Genomic DNA, 16,377 nt, shown 5'->3' with positions numbered 1-16,377 from the left:
GCTCGCCGCGGGACTTCGTTGCACAGCATACCTGTCAGTACCGGCGCGGAGAAACGCCGCTGAAGCCGCGGGTTCAGGCCGCAGGCCTGGCCGCGTGTTCAGGCGTCGGCGATCGCGGTCCAACCGAGAAGCCGCTTCGACGAAGCGGCTTCGTTGAGTCGCTGCACTGACGCAGTCGCGCGGGCCCTCTGGGGTGGAACCCTGCGCCAGCGCCGCAGCCAGAAGCCGCAGCGTCGAAGCCGCTGCAATGAAAGCGCCACGCCGGACCACGGCGTCCCGCCTCAGTGATACCCCGCGTCCGCAGCGACCTTGCCCTTGAACACGCTGTACGACCACCACGTGTAACCCAGGATCGCCGGCAGCAGCACGACCAGGCCCACGCCGACGAAGCCCTGCGACGACGGCGGCGATGCCGCATCCCAGATCGTCATCGAGGGCGGCACGATGTTTGGCCAGATGCCCAGCACCAGCCCGGCGAAGCCCAGCGCGAAGAAGCACAGCGTCAGCAGGAACGGGGCGGCATCGCGGTCGGGCTTCATCACCGCGCGCCACAGCGCGAAGGCGTTGCACAGCGCCAGCAGCGGCACCGGCGCCAACCACCAGAAATTTCCGCCTTCGAACCAGCGCGCCATGATTCGCGAGTCCAGGAACGGCAGCCACGCACTGACCAGCCCCATGAAAGCGACCACCACCAGCACCAGTGGCCGTGTCAGCGTCCGCGCGATCTGCTGCATGCGGCCTTCGGTCTTGAGGATCAGCCAGGTCGAACCGAGCAACGCGTATCCGAACACCACCGCGACGCCGGTCAGCATCGAGAACGGGCTGAACCAGCCGAATGCCCCGCCGACATACTTGCCGCCCTGCAGCGGCATGCCTTCGACCAGCGCGCCCAGGATCACGCCCTGTGCGAACGCGGCGAACATCGAGCCCAGGGCGAACGCCGCACCCCACGCCGGCTTCGCCCGAGTCGCCTTGAAGCGGAACTCGAACGCGACACCGCGGAACACCAGCGCGATCAACATCAGCAGCACCGGCAGGTACAACGCGGACAACACCACCGCGTACGCCTTCGGAAACGCCGCGAGCAGGCCAGCGCCGCCTAGCACCAGCCAGGTTTCGTTGCCGTCCCAGATCGGCGCAGCGGTGTTCATCATGTGATCGAGCTGGTGCTCGTCCTCGGCGAACGGCGCGAGGATGCCGAGCCCGAGCACGAAGCCATCCAACAACACGTACATCAGCACGCCGAATCCGATCACGCCAAACCACGCGACAGGCAGCCAGTACGCCATCACGGCACCTCCCCGATATCGCCGATCGAAAGCGGTCGCGCCGGCGTCTTGTCGCCGTGCACGCTCTGCGGTGCCGGCTCGTGCGGTTGCGGGCCCTTGCGGATCAACTTGAGCAGGTACCACACGCCTGCGCCGAACACGGTGAAGTACACCAGCGCGAACACCACCAGCGACGTCGCCACGCTGCCGACGGCCAGCGTCGGCGTCACCGCATTCGCCGTGCGCAGCAATCCGTAGACCACATAAGGCTGGCGACCGATCTCGACGACGTACCAGCCGGCGAGGATCGCGGCGAATCCGGCCAGGGTCATCGCGCGCCACCCATTCAAGATCCAGGTTGAATCGAACAGGCGTCGACGACGCCACATCCACAACGACGCCAGCACCAGCAGCAGCATCGCCATGCCCAGTCCGACCATCACGCGGAACGCGAAGAACACCGGCGCCACCGGCGGACGCTCATCGGCGGGCACCGCTTTCAGCGGCTGGATTTCACCATCGAGCGAGTGAGTGAGAATCAGGCTGCCCAGCTTCGGCACCGCGATCTCGTAATCGTTGCGCTCGGCCTTCTGGTTCGGCAGCGCGAACAGGATCAGCGGCACGCCCTCGCCCTTCGTCCCCTGCTCCCAGTGCGCTTCCATCGCCGCGAGCTTGGTCGGCTGGTGTTCGCCGACATTCAGGCCATGCTGGTCGCCGACGAACACCTGCACCGGCACCGCGATCGCCGCGAATACCACTGCCAGCTTCAGCATCCGCCGGCCGGCGTCGACGTGCACGCCGCGCCGCAGGTAACCCGCGCTGACGCCGCCAATCACGAAGCAGGTGGTGATGAACGCCGCCAGCACCATGTGCGCCAGGCGATACGGGAACGACGGATTGAACACGATCGCCCACCAGCTCGCCGGCTCGAACACGCCGCCCGCATTCAGCGTGTAGCCCTGCGGCGTCTGCATCCAGCTGTTGGCCGAGATGATCCAGAACGTCGAGATCAACGTGCCCAGCGCGACCATGCAGGTGGCGAAGAAATGCAGCTTGTCCGACACGCGCCTGGCGCCGAACAGCATCACGCCGAGGAAGGTTGCTTCGAGGAAGAATGCGGTGAGCACCTCGTACGACAGCAGCGGCCCGAGGATGTTGCCCGCCTTCTCGCTCAACACCGCCCAGTTGGTGCCGAACTGGAAGCTCATGACGATGCCGCTGACCACGCCCATGCCGAACGACACCGCGAAGATCTTCAACCAGAAGAAGTACAGGTCACGCCACACCGCATCGCGCGTTCGCAGCCAACGGAATTCGAGGAAGGCCAGCCAGCTCGCCAGGCCGATGGTGAAGGCCGGGAACAGGATGTGGCAGGAAATGACGAACCCGAACTGGACCCGCGACAGGAACAACGGCGAGAACAGGTCCGACCAGAGCAGCGATGCATTCACGCAACGTCTCCGCGGCACGTGAGGGGCGCCGCGGGTGCGTATTGTGCGCCGCCGCAATCGCCGCGAACAGGCGCAGATCCGCGCGGCGCCACCAGCGCAGTCCGCCGGCGACTCGAAAATCGGGAAACCGGACGCTGCAGCCATGACCGATGGCGGGATTGCGCAAAGCCCGTGGCTGCTACCCTGCGTCGGTTTTCCATACAGACCGGCCCGAATGCGTATCGTTTGCCTGCCTCTCGCCCTGATGCTGCTGTCGAGTACCGCCTCGGCGCAGACCACCCCGCTCACCCTCGACCAGGCCATGGCCGACCCCGACTGGATCGGTCCGCCGGTCGAACAGGCGTGGTGGTCGTGGGACAGCCGCCACGTGCAGTACCAGCTCAAGCGCGAAGGCGCCGCCATCCGCGACACTTGGCGCCAGGGCATCGACGGCGGCACGGCGCAGCGGGTCGAAGGCACCGCGCGCGCCGACCTTGATGCCGCGCAGCCGGTGTTCGATGCGCAACGCACGCACATGGCGTTCGTTCGCAACGGCGACGTGTTCGTGCGCGACCTGCGTTCGGGTGCACTCACCCAGGTGACGCGCACGCAGGCGGACGAAGCCCAGCCGCAGTGGGGCCCGGACGGCAGCCTCAGCTTCCAGGCCGGTAGCGACTGGTACCGCTGGCGCGCGGGTGCCGGTGTCAGCGATGCCGCGATCCTGAAGGCGGAAAAAGATCCCGACGCCGCACCGGAACCCGATGACCTGCGCGATCGCCAGTTGCGCATGCTTGCCACGCTGCGCGGCGACAAGGCCACGCGCGAGGCAACGCGGACGCAGGACCGGCAGTGGCAGCGCGAAGACGCCACCCGTTCGCCCACACCCATTTACCTGGGCGCCGACGTCGCCATCGCCAGCAGCGCGCTCTCGCCCGATGGTCGCTGGCTGCTGGTCGTCACCCACGCCAAGGACGCCGCCGAAGGCCAGGCCGGCAAGATGCCCAAGTACGTGACCGAATCGGGTTACGAGGAAGTCGAGGACGTGCGCACCCGCGTCGGTCGCAACGCACCGCTGGCACAGAAGCTGTGGCTCGTCGACGTCAACGCCGGCAAGGTGACGGAGTTGAAGTTCGATGCGCTTCCCGGCATCAAGGACGATCCGCTCGCCGCGCTGCGCAATGCCGCGAAAAAGGATCCGCTGAAGGGCAATCGCGACGTGCAGGTACTCACCAGCGGCGACAACAGCGGCCCGTCGTCGATCCACTGGAGCGACGACAGTCACCAGGTCGCGGTGATGGTCCGCGCGATCGACAACAAGGATCGCTGGATCGCCAGCGTCGACCTCGCCCACGCGACGCTGGTGTCGCGCCATCGCCTCACCGATGCAGCGTGGATCAACTGGGGCTTCAACGATTTCGGCTGGACCCCGGACGGCCAGCTGTGGTTCCTGTCCGAGCAGACCGGCTACTCGCACCTGTACCTCAGCGACGGTGGCACGCCGCGCGCGCTCACGTCGGGCCAGTGGGAAGTGTCCGCGCCACAGCTGTCGCGTGACGGCGCGACGTTCTATTTCCTGTGCAACCGCAAGGCGCCAGGCGACTACGAAGTGTGTTCCGCCAGCCGCAAGGGCGGCGACGTGCGCGAGCTCACCGCGCTCGACGGCGCCGAGGATTTCTCGCTCTCACCCGATGGCAGCCAGCTGCTCGTCCGCCACTCGCGCAGCTACCTGCCGCCGCAGCTGTCGGTAGTGAAGACGGACGGTGGCGGCGACGCCACGCAACTCACTGACACGCGCAAAGACGCGTTCAAGTCGCGCGACTGGCTGCAACCGCAATACGTGCAGGTGCCCAGCAGGCACGGCGCCGGCACCGTCTGGGGCAAGTACTACGGCCCGAGCCAACTGGAAGCCGGCCGGAAATACCCCATCGTGATGTTCGTGCACGGCGCCGGCTACCTGCAGAACGTCAGCGCGCGCTATCCGAACTACTTCCGCGAGCAGATGTTCCACAACCTGCTGGTGCAGCGCGGCTACATCGTGCTGGACCTCGACTATCGCGGCTCGGAAGGCTACGGCCGCGACTGGCGCACCGCGATCTACCGCAACATGGGTCATCCGGAACTCGAGGATTACCTCGACGGCCTGGACTGGCTCGTCGCCAACAAGCAGGGCGACAAGGATCACGCCGGCATCTATGGCGGCTCCTACGGCGGCTTCATGACCTTCATGGCGCTGTTCCGTTCGCCGGGCACGTTCAAGGCAGGCGCGGCGCTGCGCCCGGTCAGCGACTGGTCGCAGTACAACCACGAGTACACCAGCAACATCCTCAACACGCCCGAGCTCGACCCGGAGGCCTACCGCGCCTCCTCGCCGATCGAATACGCCGACGGCCTGCAGGACAACCTGCTGATCGCGCACGGCATGATCGACGACAACGTGTTCTTCAAGGACTCGGTGATGCTGTCCCAGCGCCTGATCGAGCTGCACAAGGACAAGTGGGAGATCGCGCCGTACCCGATGGAACGGCATGGCTTCACCCATCCCGATGCCTGGTACGACGAATACCGGCGCATCCTCGAACTGTTCGAACGCACTCTCAAGCCATCGCATTGACAGCGACGACGACGGCTCCGGCCCAACCGGAGCCGTCGGGCAACTCGTCGGATCGTCGCGGGCGCGCTATCTTGTCCGCGGGCAGTCACGGGGAGGCCGCCATGATCGAGCTACGTAACCTGTTGCTGGATTGCCGGACCGCGCTGCGCAAGGCCGACCGGCATTTCGAGATTTCGCCACTGCGCGAACAGCTCGACGACATGATCATCGAACTGGGTGAAGCCGGCGTGCGCCAGCGGATCGAAGCCCAGCGCCCCGAAAACGCCGAACCCCCGCCGGTGCAGCGCGTGGCGTACGCCTGGCAGAGCGTCGCACGCGAACTGCGCCACACCCACGCGGACCTGTTCAGGCAGCTGTCCGAGCGGGTGCTCGAGCGCTTGGACATCGACGCGCTCGGCGACGAGGACGACGAGATCCAGTCGCTGCAGGACGACCTCAAGCAATCCCAGGCGACGCTGGCGAAGACCACCGCCGAGCTCTCGGCGCTGCGCACGGCGCTGGCCAATGCGGTGCCATTGGCGGACACGCTGGGCGGCAGCGAATCGGAACTGGCGCAGCAACGCATGCAGATGTTGCTGCAGGCCGTCTCCAGCGGTGGCGGGCTGCGCAAGCCCGCGCCAGCGGCAGCCGCGGATGGCACGCCCACGCGCACCACGTTGCAGGCCGTCGTCGCCGGGCAGCGCGCGCTCACCAACAACGAGCGCGAATGGTGCATCGGCGAGGCGATGGTGCTGACCGGTTTCCAGCAGACGCCGGTGCAGTTGCTGGCGCAGGGCGACGTCGCATTGGCCCAGCTGGTGCTCGACGGCAAGCCGACGGCCTGACGCCAACCGGCCTGCGCGGCCTACCCGCACAGGGCGGCTGGCTACAATGCGCGAATGAATGCGCTTCCCGACCTCGATCGCGTCCGCGACTACCTCACTGGCCTGCAGGACCGCATCTGCACTGCCATCGAATCGATCGACGGCGCCGCGCGCTTTGTCGAAGACAACTGGACGCGCGATGACGCCAGCGCCGGCGCATCAGCGATCCGCGGCGGTGGGCGCACCCGCATCCTGCGCGATGGTGCGGTGTTCGAGCAGGCTGGCATCGGATTTTCGGATGTCTCCGGCTCGAAGTTGCCTCCTTCGGCAACCGCTGCACGACCGGAGCTGGCCGGCGCATCGTGGCGTGCGGTGGGCGTCTCGCTGGTGTTCCACCCGCGCAATCCGCACATCCCCACCACCCACGCCAACGTCCGCCATTTCCGCGCCGTGCGCGATGGCGAAACCGTCGCCTGGTGGTTCGGCGGCGGCTTCGACCTTACGCCGTACTACCCCGTGGACGAGGACGTGCTGCACTGGCACCGCACGGCGCGGGCGCTGTGCGAGCCCTTCGGCGGACAGGCGCGTTACGACGCGCACAAGCAGTGGTGCGACGACTACTTCCTGCTCAAGCACCGCAACGAGACGCGCGGCGTGGGCGGGCTGTTCTTCGACGACCTGCACGAGGATTTCGAGCGCGATTTCGCCTACCAGCGGGCGGTGGGCGACGGCTTCCTCGATGCCTACCTGCCGATCGTCGCGCGCCGCCGTGATGTGCCTTACAGCGAACGCGAGCGCCAGTTCCAGCTGTACCGGCGCGGCCGCTACGTCGAGTTCAACCTGGTCTTCGACCGCGGCACGCTGTTCGGCCTGCAGAGTGGCGGCCGCACCGAGTCGATCCTGATGAGCCTGCCGCCGCTGGTGCGCTGGGAGTACGGCTACACCCCGGAACCCGACAGCGCCGAAGCGAAGCTGGCCGACTACCTGCGACCACGCGACTGGCTCACTGAATTGGCGTGACCGTTGGTAGGTCGAAGCGCTTCTCAACAGCGAAGCTGGTCAATCCGCGAAGCGGCTTCCGGCGGAAACGCCACCATCACCATAGCCATGGCGGAAGCCGCGTTGCGGATTCCGCCCTACGTCACTTGCGCGGCGGTTTCTCCGCTTGCGCGATGATGGTGATGTGACCATTGGTTTCAAGCACGGCCAAGCGGATCTGCTCGGGCTCGAACAGACCGGTTTCGCGCATCGCCTTGTCGAAATCGGCGCGACTCACCAGCTCCCTTCGCAGCACATCACGGAACACCTGGCCATCGCGCGCCAGGATCACCGGCTCGCCCTCAACGAAACGGCGCACCCGCGCACTGCGTGCCGACGCGAAAGCGACTGCGTAGTTCAGCGCAATCAGGCAACAGGACAGGATCAGCGCCCCCTTCAACGAATTGTCGCCCCCGTTCAATCCGTTCTGCACCGCGTTGCCGATCAGTATCAGCAGCACCAGGTCGAACGGCGTGAACTGCCCCACCGCACGTTTGCCTGAAACGCGGACCAGCACCATCACCACGAAATACACGACCATCGCCCGCAGCACGAACTCCCACCACGGCAACGGCGAAGCGAACAGATCGATCATTGAGAAGCCCCCGGCATCAGTCGCCATGATGACCCACACCCAAGCTAGGCGCGCACAAACCGACGCTACGTCATTTCTGGAGGGAAGCCCCCTGAGTCAGGGGGCGCGGCGAAGCCGCGGGGTGTGGAAGCACATAGCGGGGCCCGAAGTTTGCACAGCAAACTTTGGGTTTTATTGCCTGCGCAAAAAGCGCAGGCAATAAAAAGCCCCGCAGGCAGGGGGAGCCAGCGGGGCCGGAGGAGTTGGGCCTGGGGAGGGGCCTTCACTCCTGGGGATCACTCCAGGGGAGGGAGAGATCTACGACAGGCGTTGCACCTGTCGCGAGTAATAAGACCACTGTCTGCATGGATGGTTCGTGAAGAATCAGGTTAAGGATTTGTTGGATTCAGGACCGATTCATTCCAGCAAGATCGGCAAACGTCGGTGATCTTGCGCGTTTCGCACCCTTCCGCCAGAAGGGATCAATTCCGCTCGTCCCGCAGTGCCGCAAATCCGGGATTCCGGCCCAACTGAATCGGGTGCACCCATCGGTCCAGGCGCTGCCGGACGGGCGAAAAAACCGAAGATGCACGCGTCGTGGAGCGGCCAGGCGGCAACGCCCTCAGTGCGCCTGATCCCAGTTGTCGCCCACCCCGCTATCGACCACCAGCGGCACCTTCAGCTGCGCCGCCGCCGACATCCGCTGCGGCACCTGCGCCAGCAGCGTGTCGAGGAAGTCTGCATCGACCTCGAACACCAGTTCGTCGTGCACCTGCAGCACCATCTTCGCCCGATCGGCATGCGGCGCCAGCCACGCATCGATGTCGACCATCGCGCGCTTGATGATGTCCGCCGCGGTGCCCTGCATCGGCGCGTTGATCGCCGCGCGCTCGGCGCCGGCGCGCAGGCCGGCGTTGCGGGCGCTGATGTTCTCCAGGTACAGGCGGCGGCCAAACACCGTCTCGACATACCCCTGGTCGCGCGCCAGTTGCCGCGTGCGCTCCATGAAGTCGCGCACGCCCGGATAGCGGCTGAAGTACAGCGCGATGTAGTCCTGCGCCTGCCCACGCGCGATGCCCAGCTGGCGCGCCAGGCCGAACGCGCCCATGCCGTACATGAGGCCGAAGTTGATCGCCTTCGCCGCGCGGCGCTCGTTGCCGCTGACCTCGTCGAGCGGCTTGCCGAACACTTCCGCCGCAGTCGCGCGGTGGATGTCGACACCGGATTCGAACGCGCGCAGCAGGCCGGCGTCTTCGGAGATGTGCGCCATGATCCGCAACTCGATCTGCGAGTAGTCGCACGACACGAACCTGCGCCCGGGCGGTGCGACGAACGCCTGGCGGATGCGGCGACCATCGTCGGTGCGGATCGGGATGTTCTGCAGGTTGGGATCGTTCGACGCCAAGCGTCCGGTCGCCGCGCCAGCCTGGTGATAACTGGTGTGCACGCGTCCGGTGTCCGGATTGATCATCTCCGGCAGCTTGTCGGTGTAGGTGCTGCGCAGCTTGGCCAGGCCACGGTATTCCAGGATCACCCGTGGCAGCTCGTGCTGGTCGGCGATCGCCTCGAGCGCATCTTCATTCGTCGAAGGCTGGCCGCTGGGCGTCTTCACCAACGCCGGCAGCTTGAGCTCTTCGAATAGCAATTGCCCCAGCTGCTTGGGCGAATCCAGGCTGAAGGTCCGCCCCGCGAGCTCCGTCGCCTTCTGCTGCGCGGCGAGCATGCGCTTGCCCAGATCAACGGACTGGCGGCGCAGTTCGTCGGCATCGACCAGCACGCCGTTGGCTTCCACGCGGCGCAGCACCGGCACCAGCGGCATCTCGATCTCGCGGTACACGCGCTCCAGCGCCGGTTCGGTAGCCAGTTTTGCCGACAGCACGCGATGCAGGCGCAGGGTGACGTCGGCGTCCTCGGCGGCGTAGCGCGTCGCATCGTCCAGCGCGACCTGGGCGAAGGAGATCGCCTTGGCGCCCTTGCCGGCGACCTGTTCGTACTTGATGGTCTCGTAGCCCAGGTAGCGCTGCGCCAGCGAATCCATGTCGTGGCGCGTCGCCGTGGCGTTGTACACGAAGCTCTCCAGCATCGTGTCGTCCGCATAGCCGGCGACTTCAATGCCGTGGCGCGCCAACACGTGCAGGTCGTACTTGCCGTGGTGGCCGAGTTTCTTCTTCGCCGGATCGGCGAACAGCGGCCGCAGCTGCGCGAGCGCGGCCGCGCGATCCAGCTGCGCCGGCGCACCGGGATAGATGTGACCCAGCGGCAGATAGGCGGCGTGCCCGGTCTCCACCGCGAAGCTCAGGCCCACCAGCTGCGCGCGCATCGGATCGAGGGAATCGGTCTCGGTATCGAAAGCGAATTCGTCGGCGGACTGCAGTTTCGCGACCCAGGCATCCAGTTGTGCCTGGGTGAGCAGGCATTCGTACTCGCCCGGCGCGGACAATGCTGGGTCCGGCGCGGACTCCGCCGTCGTTGCCGTCGAACGCGCATAGCCCGCTGCGGTGCCGCGCACGCTGACCTTCGCGTCGGCGGGTGCCATCCCCTCGCCGCCGAGTTCGCGCAATGCCTGCTTGAAGCCGTAGCGCGCGTACAGGCCACGCAGCTCCTCGACGTGACGGTCACGCAACACTAGGTCGGTCGGTGCGACATCCATCGCGACGTCGGTCTTGATCGTCGTGAGCGTGCGGTTGAGCGGCAGGCGATCCAGCGCGCGGCGCAGGTTCTCGCCGATCTTGCCGCTGACCTTGTCGGCGTTGGCGATGACGCCATCGAGCGTGCCGAATTCGGCGAGCCACTTCGCGGCGGTCTTCGGACCGCATTTCTCCACACCGGGGATGTTGTCGACGCTGTCGCCCATCAACGCCAGGTAGTCGATGATCTGGTTCGCGTGGACACCGAACTTCTCCATCACCGCCGCATCCGAATCGAGCCGGCTGCCGCTCATGGTGTTGACCAGCGCCACGCCCGCGGCGTTCTCGGCCCGTCGCACCAGCTGGGCGAAGTCCTTGTCGCTGGTCGAGATGGTGACGTCGATGCTCCCGTCCGCCGCCTGCAGGGCCAACGTGCCGATCACGTCGTCGGCTTCCACGCCGTCGATGCGCAGGATGGAGATGCCGAGCGCGTTGACGATGTCGCACATCGGCTGCACCTGCGCGCGCAGGTCGTCCGGCATCGGCGGGCGGTGGGCCTTGTACTGGGGGTCCAGGTCGTCGCGGAACGTGCGACCGGGGGCATCGACGACGAAGGCGACGTAGTCGGGCTTCTCGTTGAGCGTGGCGCGCAACATGTTGACCACCCCGAACAGGGCCCCGGTGGGCTCACCGGCGTCGTTGGTCAAGGGCGGCAGCGCGTGGAAGGCGCGGTAGAGGTAGCTGGAACCGTCGATCAGTACGAGTCGTTTCATGCGGCGATTCTACGGCCCGCGCAGCGACCGCACGACGGACCACAAATGCGTCACGCCGGGAGCACCCGCCACGCGTATCCTTGGCGCATCTGGAACCGGAGAAGGGCCATGCGTACTGCCATTCCTGCCCTGCTTGTCCTCGCCCTCGCTGCCTGCGCCACCACGAGCGACCCGACCGCAGGCCTCAATGACGCACAGGTCACCACCCGCATCGTCGATGGTGACCGCGTCGACGAATACCGTGTCGCCGGAAAACTGCAGGTGGTGAAGGTCACCCCGAACCGGGGCGCGCCGTATTACCTGCAGGACCGCAACCACGACGGCCGCATCGACCGCGATGAAACCGACGGACCGGTGTCGCCGGTGCTGTGGAAGCTGTTCGAGTGGAATTGAGCGCCGGTTGCAGCGCCGGCTGAAGCCGGCATTGACGACACGTCGTGACGGGTGCGCGATGGACAGCGACGCGGGGAACGCCGGTAACGCTGCGAATTCCAGAGGCTTTCGGCTAGAGCCACACCCCTGAAAACGCGAAGCCCGCGGCGTTGGCCACGGGCTTCGAGCTGTCTTGCGGCAGACGCGGCGCTAGCGTGCGCCGCATCGCGATGCGGTGATCAGGCCGCAGCGTCCTTGAGCTTCTTCAGCGCGCGCACCTTGATCTTGACGGTGGCCGGCTTGGCGGCGAACCACTGTTCTTCCTTGGTGAACGGGTTGATGCCCTTGCGCTTCGGCTTGGCCGGAACGTTGACCACGTTGATCTTCAGCAGCCCCGGCAGGGTGAATGCACCCGCGCCCTTCTTGTTGACCGAAGCGTGCACGGCCGACTCCAGTGCGCCCAGGATCGAACGGACGTCCTTCGCGACGACGCCAGTGGCCTCGGACAGGTGGGCAACCAGGCCCGACTTGCCCAGGACTTCCTTGATCGGCTTGGGAGCGGCCGGCTTGGCAGCGGCCTTCTTCGGAGCAGCTTTCTTGGTCTTCGCCATTTTTATGATTCCCCCGGTATGGAGAGTTGGTTGAGGTATGCCTGGAAAAACCCCTCGGCACACGGAATGTAGGGCACAAAAGCCGGCGCGCCAAGCATCTTTTGCATTTTTTTGCGGGTTTTTTTCGCTACGCCCATCATTTTCCGAACCAGGCGGCCGCCGCCGGCTTCCAACCGCCCCGCGCGGCATGACTCATGCCGCTTGCAGGTTGGACGTCGCCAGCTTCAACCACTTGCTGCCGGCGACCTCGAAATTCACCTGGATGTTGGCGTAGGCGCCGCTGCCGCTGATATCGGTCACCACGCCCAGGCCATAACTGGGATGCCGCACGTCCTGGCCCAGGCGGAAGCCCGGCAGTTCCAGCGCGGGATGACCACGGTCGACAGCGAGCGGTCGGCGCGGCGAATTGCCGTAGACCGGACGCGAGACCTGCACCTTCGGGCGCACCTCATGGAGCAGTGCAGCAGGGATTTCGCGCAGGAATCGTGACGGCGTGCCGTACATGTCCATGCCGTGGATGCGTCGGGTCTCGGCGTAGCTGAGCACCAGCTTCTGCCGTGCACGGGTGATACCGACGTAGGCCAGGCGACGTTCTTCCTCCATGCGTCCGGCCTCCTCCGCCGATTTCAGTGATGGGAACAGGCCCTCCTCCAGCCCGCCCAGGAACACCAACGGAAACTCCAGGCCTTTCGCGCTGTGCAGCGTCATCAGCTGCACGCTGTTCTCGCCGGCCTGCGCCTGTCCTTCGCCCGCTTCCAATGCGGCGTAGCTGAGGAACGCGACCAGTTCCGGCATCGCCGCGGCCTCGTCTTCATCTTCGCCACGGGTGAAACGCGAGGCTACCGACACCAGTTCGTCGAGGTTGTCGGTGCGCGAATCCAGCTGCCCGCGCGATTCGTTGGCGTAGTGCTCGCGCAGGTTCGATCGCACCAGCACGTGGTCGATCTTTTCCTGCAGGGGCATCGGCTCGACTTCGGTGCGCAGGCTTTCGATCAGCATCAGGAATCCGGCCAGCGCATTGCGGGCGCGGGCGGTGAGCGTGGTGTCGTGGGTGAGGCGCAGGGCGGCCTCGAACAGCGGCACGCTGTCGGCACGGGCACGGCGGCGCACTTCGTCCAGCGTGCGCTCGCCGATCCCGCGCGGCGGCGTGTTGACCGAACGCTCGAACGCCGCGTCGTCCACGCGCGATGCGATCAGGCGCATGTACGCCAGGGTGTCCTTGATTTCCGCGCGCTCGAAGAAGCGCAGCCCGCCGTACACGCGGTACGGCAGCTGCTCGGCGATCAGCATTTCTTCGTAGGCACGCGACTGCGCGTTGCTGCGGTAGAGGATCGCGACATCGCCATGGCCGCCGCCGTCGCGCACCCACTGGCGGATGCGTTCGATGACGAAGCGCGCCTCGTCCATCTCGTTGTAGGCGGCGTACAGGTCGATGGGTTCGCCATGGCCGGTGTCGGTCCACAGTTTCTTGCCCAGGCGGTCGGGGTTGTGCGCGATCACCGCGTTGGCGGCGTCGAGGATGTTGGCGCTGGAGCGGTAGTTCTGCTCCAGGCGGATGGTTTGCGCGGCGCCGCCGTCAGCAGCACGGAAATCGCGCAGGAAGCGCTGCATGTTCTCGACCTTGGCGCCGCGCCAGCCGTAGATCGACTGGTCGTCGTCGCCGACCACGAACACGTGGCCGCTGTCGCCGGCGAGCACGCGCACGAACGCGTACTGCACGGAGTTGGTGTCCTGGAACTCGTCGACCAGGATCTCGCCGAAACGGTGGCGGTAGTGCGCCAGCAGCGCCGGGTTGTCGCGCAGCAGTTCGTGCGCGCGCAGCAGCAGCTCGGCGAAATCCACCAGGCCGGCGCGATCGCAGCGCTCCTGGTAGAGCGCATAGCAGCGGTGCATCACGTCGGCCCATTCGTCGTTGCGTTCGGGCTGCAGGTTGTGCGGACGACGGCCTTCGTCCTTCTGCGCGTTGATCCACCACACGATCTGCCGCGGCGGGAAGCGTGCTTCGTCCAGCTCCAGCTGCTGCACCACGCGCTTGACCAGGCGCAGCTGGTCGTCGCTGTCGAGGACCTGGAAGCCTTCCGGCAGCTTCGCTTCCTGCCAGTGCAGGCGCAGCAGGCGATGGGCGATGCCGTGGAACGTGCCGATCCACATGCCGCGCGCACCGTGCCGCAGCAGGTGTTCGGCGCGGCCGCGCATTTCGCCCGCCGCCTTGTTGGTGAAGGTGACCGCGAGGATGCCGTGCGCGGGCACGCCTTCGACCTCGTTCAGCCAGGCGATGCGGTGGGTGAGCACGCGGGTCTTGCCCGAACCGGCGCCAGCAAGGATCAGGTAGTGGCCGGGCGGTGCGGCGACAGCTTCGCGTTGGGCGGGATTGAGCGAGTCGAGCAGGTACGAAACATCCATCCGGGCATTCTACCGGGCGGGCGTCGCGTGGCAGGAGAACACGCGACGGAAAGGCCGGACCCGGGAAAGCCCGGGAGCAGCAGCACATGACAATCGCGCGGGGATCGGGAACCTTGCCCGCATCGCGTCGTCGAATTCCCCATGCCGCTGCGCTGGCTGCCCCTGCTGCTGTTGCTGCCCCTCGCTGCCGCGTCGGGGCGCCCGCCTGCCCGGGTGCCAGATGCTGCGCCCGATCCTACGTCCGATCGCACGCCCGGGCCCTCCGCGTCCGACGCGGCCTCGGAATCCGCTTCCGCTGCCCGACAGGATGCCGCGCATGTGCTCCGCTCCGGCGACAGCACGCTGCGTGTCCGCGTGGTCGGACCGGTTGGACCCGCGCGCAGCGATGAGCTGCAACGTTGGCTTGCCGAAGCCGCACAGGCCGAATTGGCCGCCTTCGGCCGCTATCCGCTGCCCCGGGCGACGGTGCGGATCGAGGAAATCCGCAGTCGCGATCGCAGCCCGGTGCCGTGGGGGCAGACCCTGCGGCGCGACGACGTCGCCGTGCTGTTGTTCGTGCGTCGCGGCGCCACCCTGGCGGAACTGCGCGCGGACTGGACCGCCGTGCACGAACTGGCCCACCTGTTCCATCCCTACCTCGGCGACGACGGCCGCTGGCTGTCGGAAGGCCTGGCGAGCTACTACCAGAACGTGCTGCGTGCCCGCGTTGGCCTATTTGACGAAGCGCGGGCATGGCAGCAGCTGGACGCGGGCTTCGGCCGCGGTCGCGCGGAAGACAGCGCGTTGCCATTGGCGGAACTGAGCCGCAGTCGTCGCGGCACGATGCGCGTCTACTGGGCCGGCGCAGCGTACTGGCTCGAAGCCGATCTCGCCCTGCGACGCGAAGGCAGCAGCCTGGACGCGGTGTTGGATCGCTACGCGCGTTGCTGCCTGCGCGGCACCGGCGAGGTCGCCCCGGAAGACTTCATCGGCCAGCTGGACACGGTCGCCGGCAGCGACCTGTTCACGCGCCTGTTCCGACGTTATGCCGCTTCGCGCGAATTCCCCGCACTGGATGCGGCCTACGCGGAACTCGGCATCGAACGCGATGCCGACACCCTGCACTTCTCGACACGGCGCGACGCAGTGCAACTGCGCCGCGCGGTGATGGGTCGGCGCTGACACGCGCTCGCGGCGCCTGCACGGCGCGCGCAGCGCTAGTGGTGCGCTTCCTTCTCGCGCCGGCTGGACGTGCCGGTCATCAGCTTGTCGGTGTAGGCAATGCCAATCGCGGACACGATGAACAGGCCGTGGATGATGGTCTGCCACATCACGCCGTCCGCGGTGACCGAGGTGCAGGCCTTGAGCTTCTGCCCAGCGTCGATCAGCGGCTGCAACAGTTTCACCGCCTCGATGCCGGCCGGCGTACTGCACAGCGGGTGGCCGCCGACCATGCCGACTTCGATGAAGCTCTTGAGCAGGTGGATCGAGGAGATGCCGATGATCGCCATCGCCAGCTTCACCTTCAGCACGCTGGCGTTGACGTGGCTGAGCCACTCGGGCTGGTCGGGGTGGCCTTCCAGGCGCAGGCGCGAGACGAAGGTCTCGTAGCCGCCGACGATCACCATCATCAGCAGGTTGGAGATCATCACCACGTCGATCAGGCCGAGCACGATCAGCATGATGTCCTGCTCGCTCAGCCGCGGCGTGTCGTGGATCAGGTGCCACAGTTCCTTGCCGAACAGGAACACGTACACGCCCTGCGCGACGATCAGCCCCAGGTACAGCGGCAGCTGCAGCCAACGCGACGAGAAGATCAGCGCGGGCAGCGGGTTGAGGCGGATGGCGGGGCTCACGTCGGACATCGGCGTTTCCTGCGGAATTTCAG

The 16,377-nt window shown here is 66.6% G+C and carries 12 protein-coding genes; 5 read left to right on the top strand and 7 right to left on the bottom strand.

All coding sequences use genetic code 11. From position 1 onward, the window contains the following. Positions 1–281 precede the first annotated feature (281 nt). Positions 282–1,289 (bottom strand): cytochrome d ubiquinol oxidase subunit II, encoded by a 1,008-nt coding sequence (gene cydB / locus ACYVD7_RS05550; protein ID WP_460760140.1) that lies wholly within the window; start codon positions 1,287–1,289, stop codon positions 282–284. Then, positions 1,289–2,680 carry a cytochrome ubiquinol oxidase subunit I gene (locus tag ACYVD7_RS05545; protein WP_460760236.1) on the bottom strand — a complete coding sequence of 464 codons (1,392 nt, stop codon included), beginning with the start codon at positions 2,678–2,680 and terminating at the stop codon, positions 1,289–1,291. Before ACYVD7_RS05545 ends, cydB begins: the two co-directional genes overlap by 1 nt. 253 nt (positions 2,681–2,933) lie before the next feature. Between ACYVD7_RS05545 and ACYVD7_RS05540 the strand changes: the two genes are divergently transcribed. From ACYVD7_RS05540 to hemF, 3 genes are all read left to right on the top strand, one after another. Continuing rightward, positions 2,934–5,309 carry a prolyl oligopeptidase family serine peptidase gene (locus ACYVD7_RS05540; protein ID WP_460760137.1) on the top strand — a complete coding sequence of 792 codons (2,376 nt, stop codon included), beginning with the start codon at positions 2,934–2,936 and terminating at the stop codon, positions 5,307–5,309. Between the two features lie 101 nt (positions 5,310–5,410). Further along, positions 5,411–6,133, top strand: a complete 723-nt coding sequence (locus ACYVD7_RS05535; protein ID WP_460760134.1) for a hypothetical protein — start codon at positions 5,411–5,413, stop codon at positions 6,131–6,133. A 54-nt stretch (positions 6,134–6,187) separates the two neighbouring features. Then, positions 6,188–7,132: an oxygen-dependent coproporphyrinogen oxidase gene (gene hemF / locus ACYVD7_RS05530; RefSeq protein ID WP_460760131.1), complete on the top strand. Its 945-nt coding sequence runs from the start codon at positions 6,188–6,190 to the stop codon at positions 7,130–7,132. 121 nt (positions 7,133–7,253) lie between these two features. Here the strand turns inward: hemF and ACYVD7_RS05525 are convergent, their stop codons facing one another. Together ACYVD7_RS05525 and polA are read right to left on the bottom strand one after the other, a co-directional pair. Then, a complete protein-coding gene (locus tag ACYVD7_RS05525) occupies positions 7,254–7,745 on the bottom strand; it encodes a DUF421 domain-containing protein (protein WP_460760128.1) in 492 nt (163 codons plus the stop codon). A gap of 601 nt (positions 7,746–8,346) precedes the next feature. Further along, entirely contained in the window at positions 8,347–11,124 is a 2,778-nt protein-coding gene (polA, locus tag ACYVD7_RS05520; protein ID WP_460760125.1) for a DNA polymerase I, read from the bottom strand. A 108-nt stretch (positions 11,125–11,232) separates the two neighbouring features. Here polA and ACYVD7_RS05515 point away from each other — a divergent pair, with 108 nt between their 5' ends. Further along, the gene (locus tag ACYVD7_RS05515; protein ID WP_460760123.1) at positions 11,233–11,517 is read left to right on the top strand and encodes a DUF2782 domain-containing protein; all 285 of its coding nucleotides are present in this window, start codon (positions 11,233–11,235) and stop codon (positions 11,515–11,517) included. A gap of 218 nt (positions 11,518–11,735) precedes the next feature. Here the strand turns inward: ACYVD7_RS05515 and ACYVD7_RS05510 are convergent, their stop codons facing one another. Together ACYVD7_RS05510 and uvrD are read right to left on the bottom strand one after the other, a co-directional pair. Then, the gene (locus ACYVD7_RS05510) at positions 11,736–12,107 is read right to left on the bottom strand and encodes an HU family DNA-binding protein (RefSeq protein ID WP_460760120.1); all 372 of its coding nucleotides are present in this window, start codon (positions 12,105–12,107) and stop codon (positions 11,736–11,738) included. Between the two features lie 192 nt (positions 12,108–12,299). Beyond that, positions 12,300–14,510: a DNA helicase II gene (gene uvrD, locus ACYVD7_RS05505; protein WP_460760117.1), complete on the bottom strand. Its 2,211-nt coding sequence runs from the start codon at positions 14,508–14,510 to the stop codon at positions 12,300–12,302. Between the two features lie 318 nt (positions 14,511–14,828). On the opposite strand from uvrD, the gene ACYVD7_RS05500 reads away from it, so the two are divergent. After that, entirely contained in the window at positions 14,829–15,671 is an 843-nt protein-coding gene (locus tag ACYVD7_RS05500; protein ID WP_460760115.1) for a hypothetical protein, read from the top strand. Between the two features lie 35 nt (positions 15,672–15,706). Here the strand turns inward: ACYVD7_RS05500 and ACYVD7_RS05495 are convergent, their stop codons facing one another. Next, positions 15,707–16,354 (bottom strand): TIGR00645 family protein, encoded by a 648-nt coding sequence (locus ACYVD7_RS05495; RefSeq protein ID WP_460760112.1) that lies wholly within the window; start codon positions 16,352–16,354, stop codon positions 15,707–15,709. Positions 16,355–16,377: the final 23 nt, after the last annotated feature.

This window comes from Lysobacter fragariae, from assembly GCF_054779775.1.
Note: the sequence above shows the minus strand (reverse complement) of the source record. Positions and strands in the feature narration are given on the sequence as shown.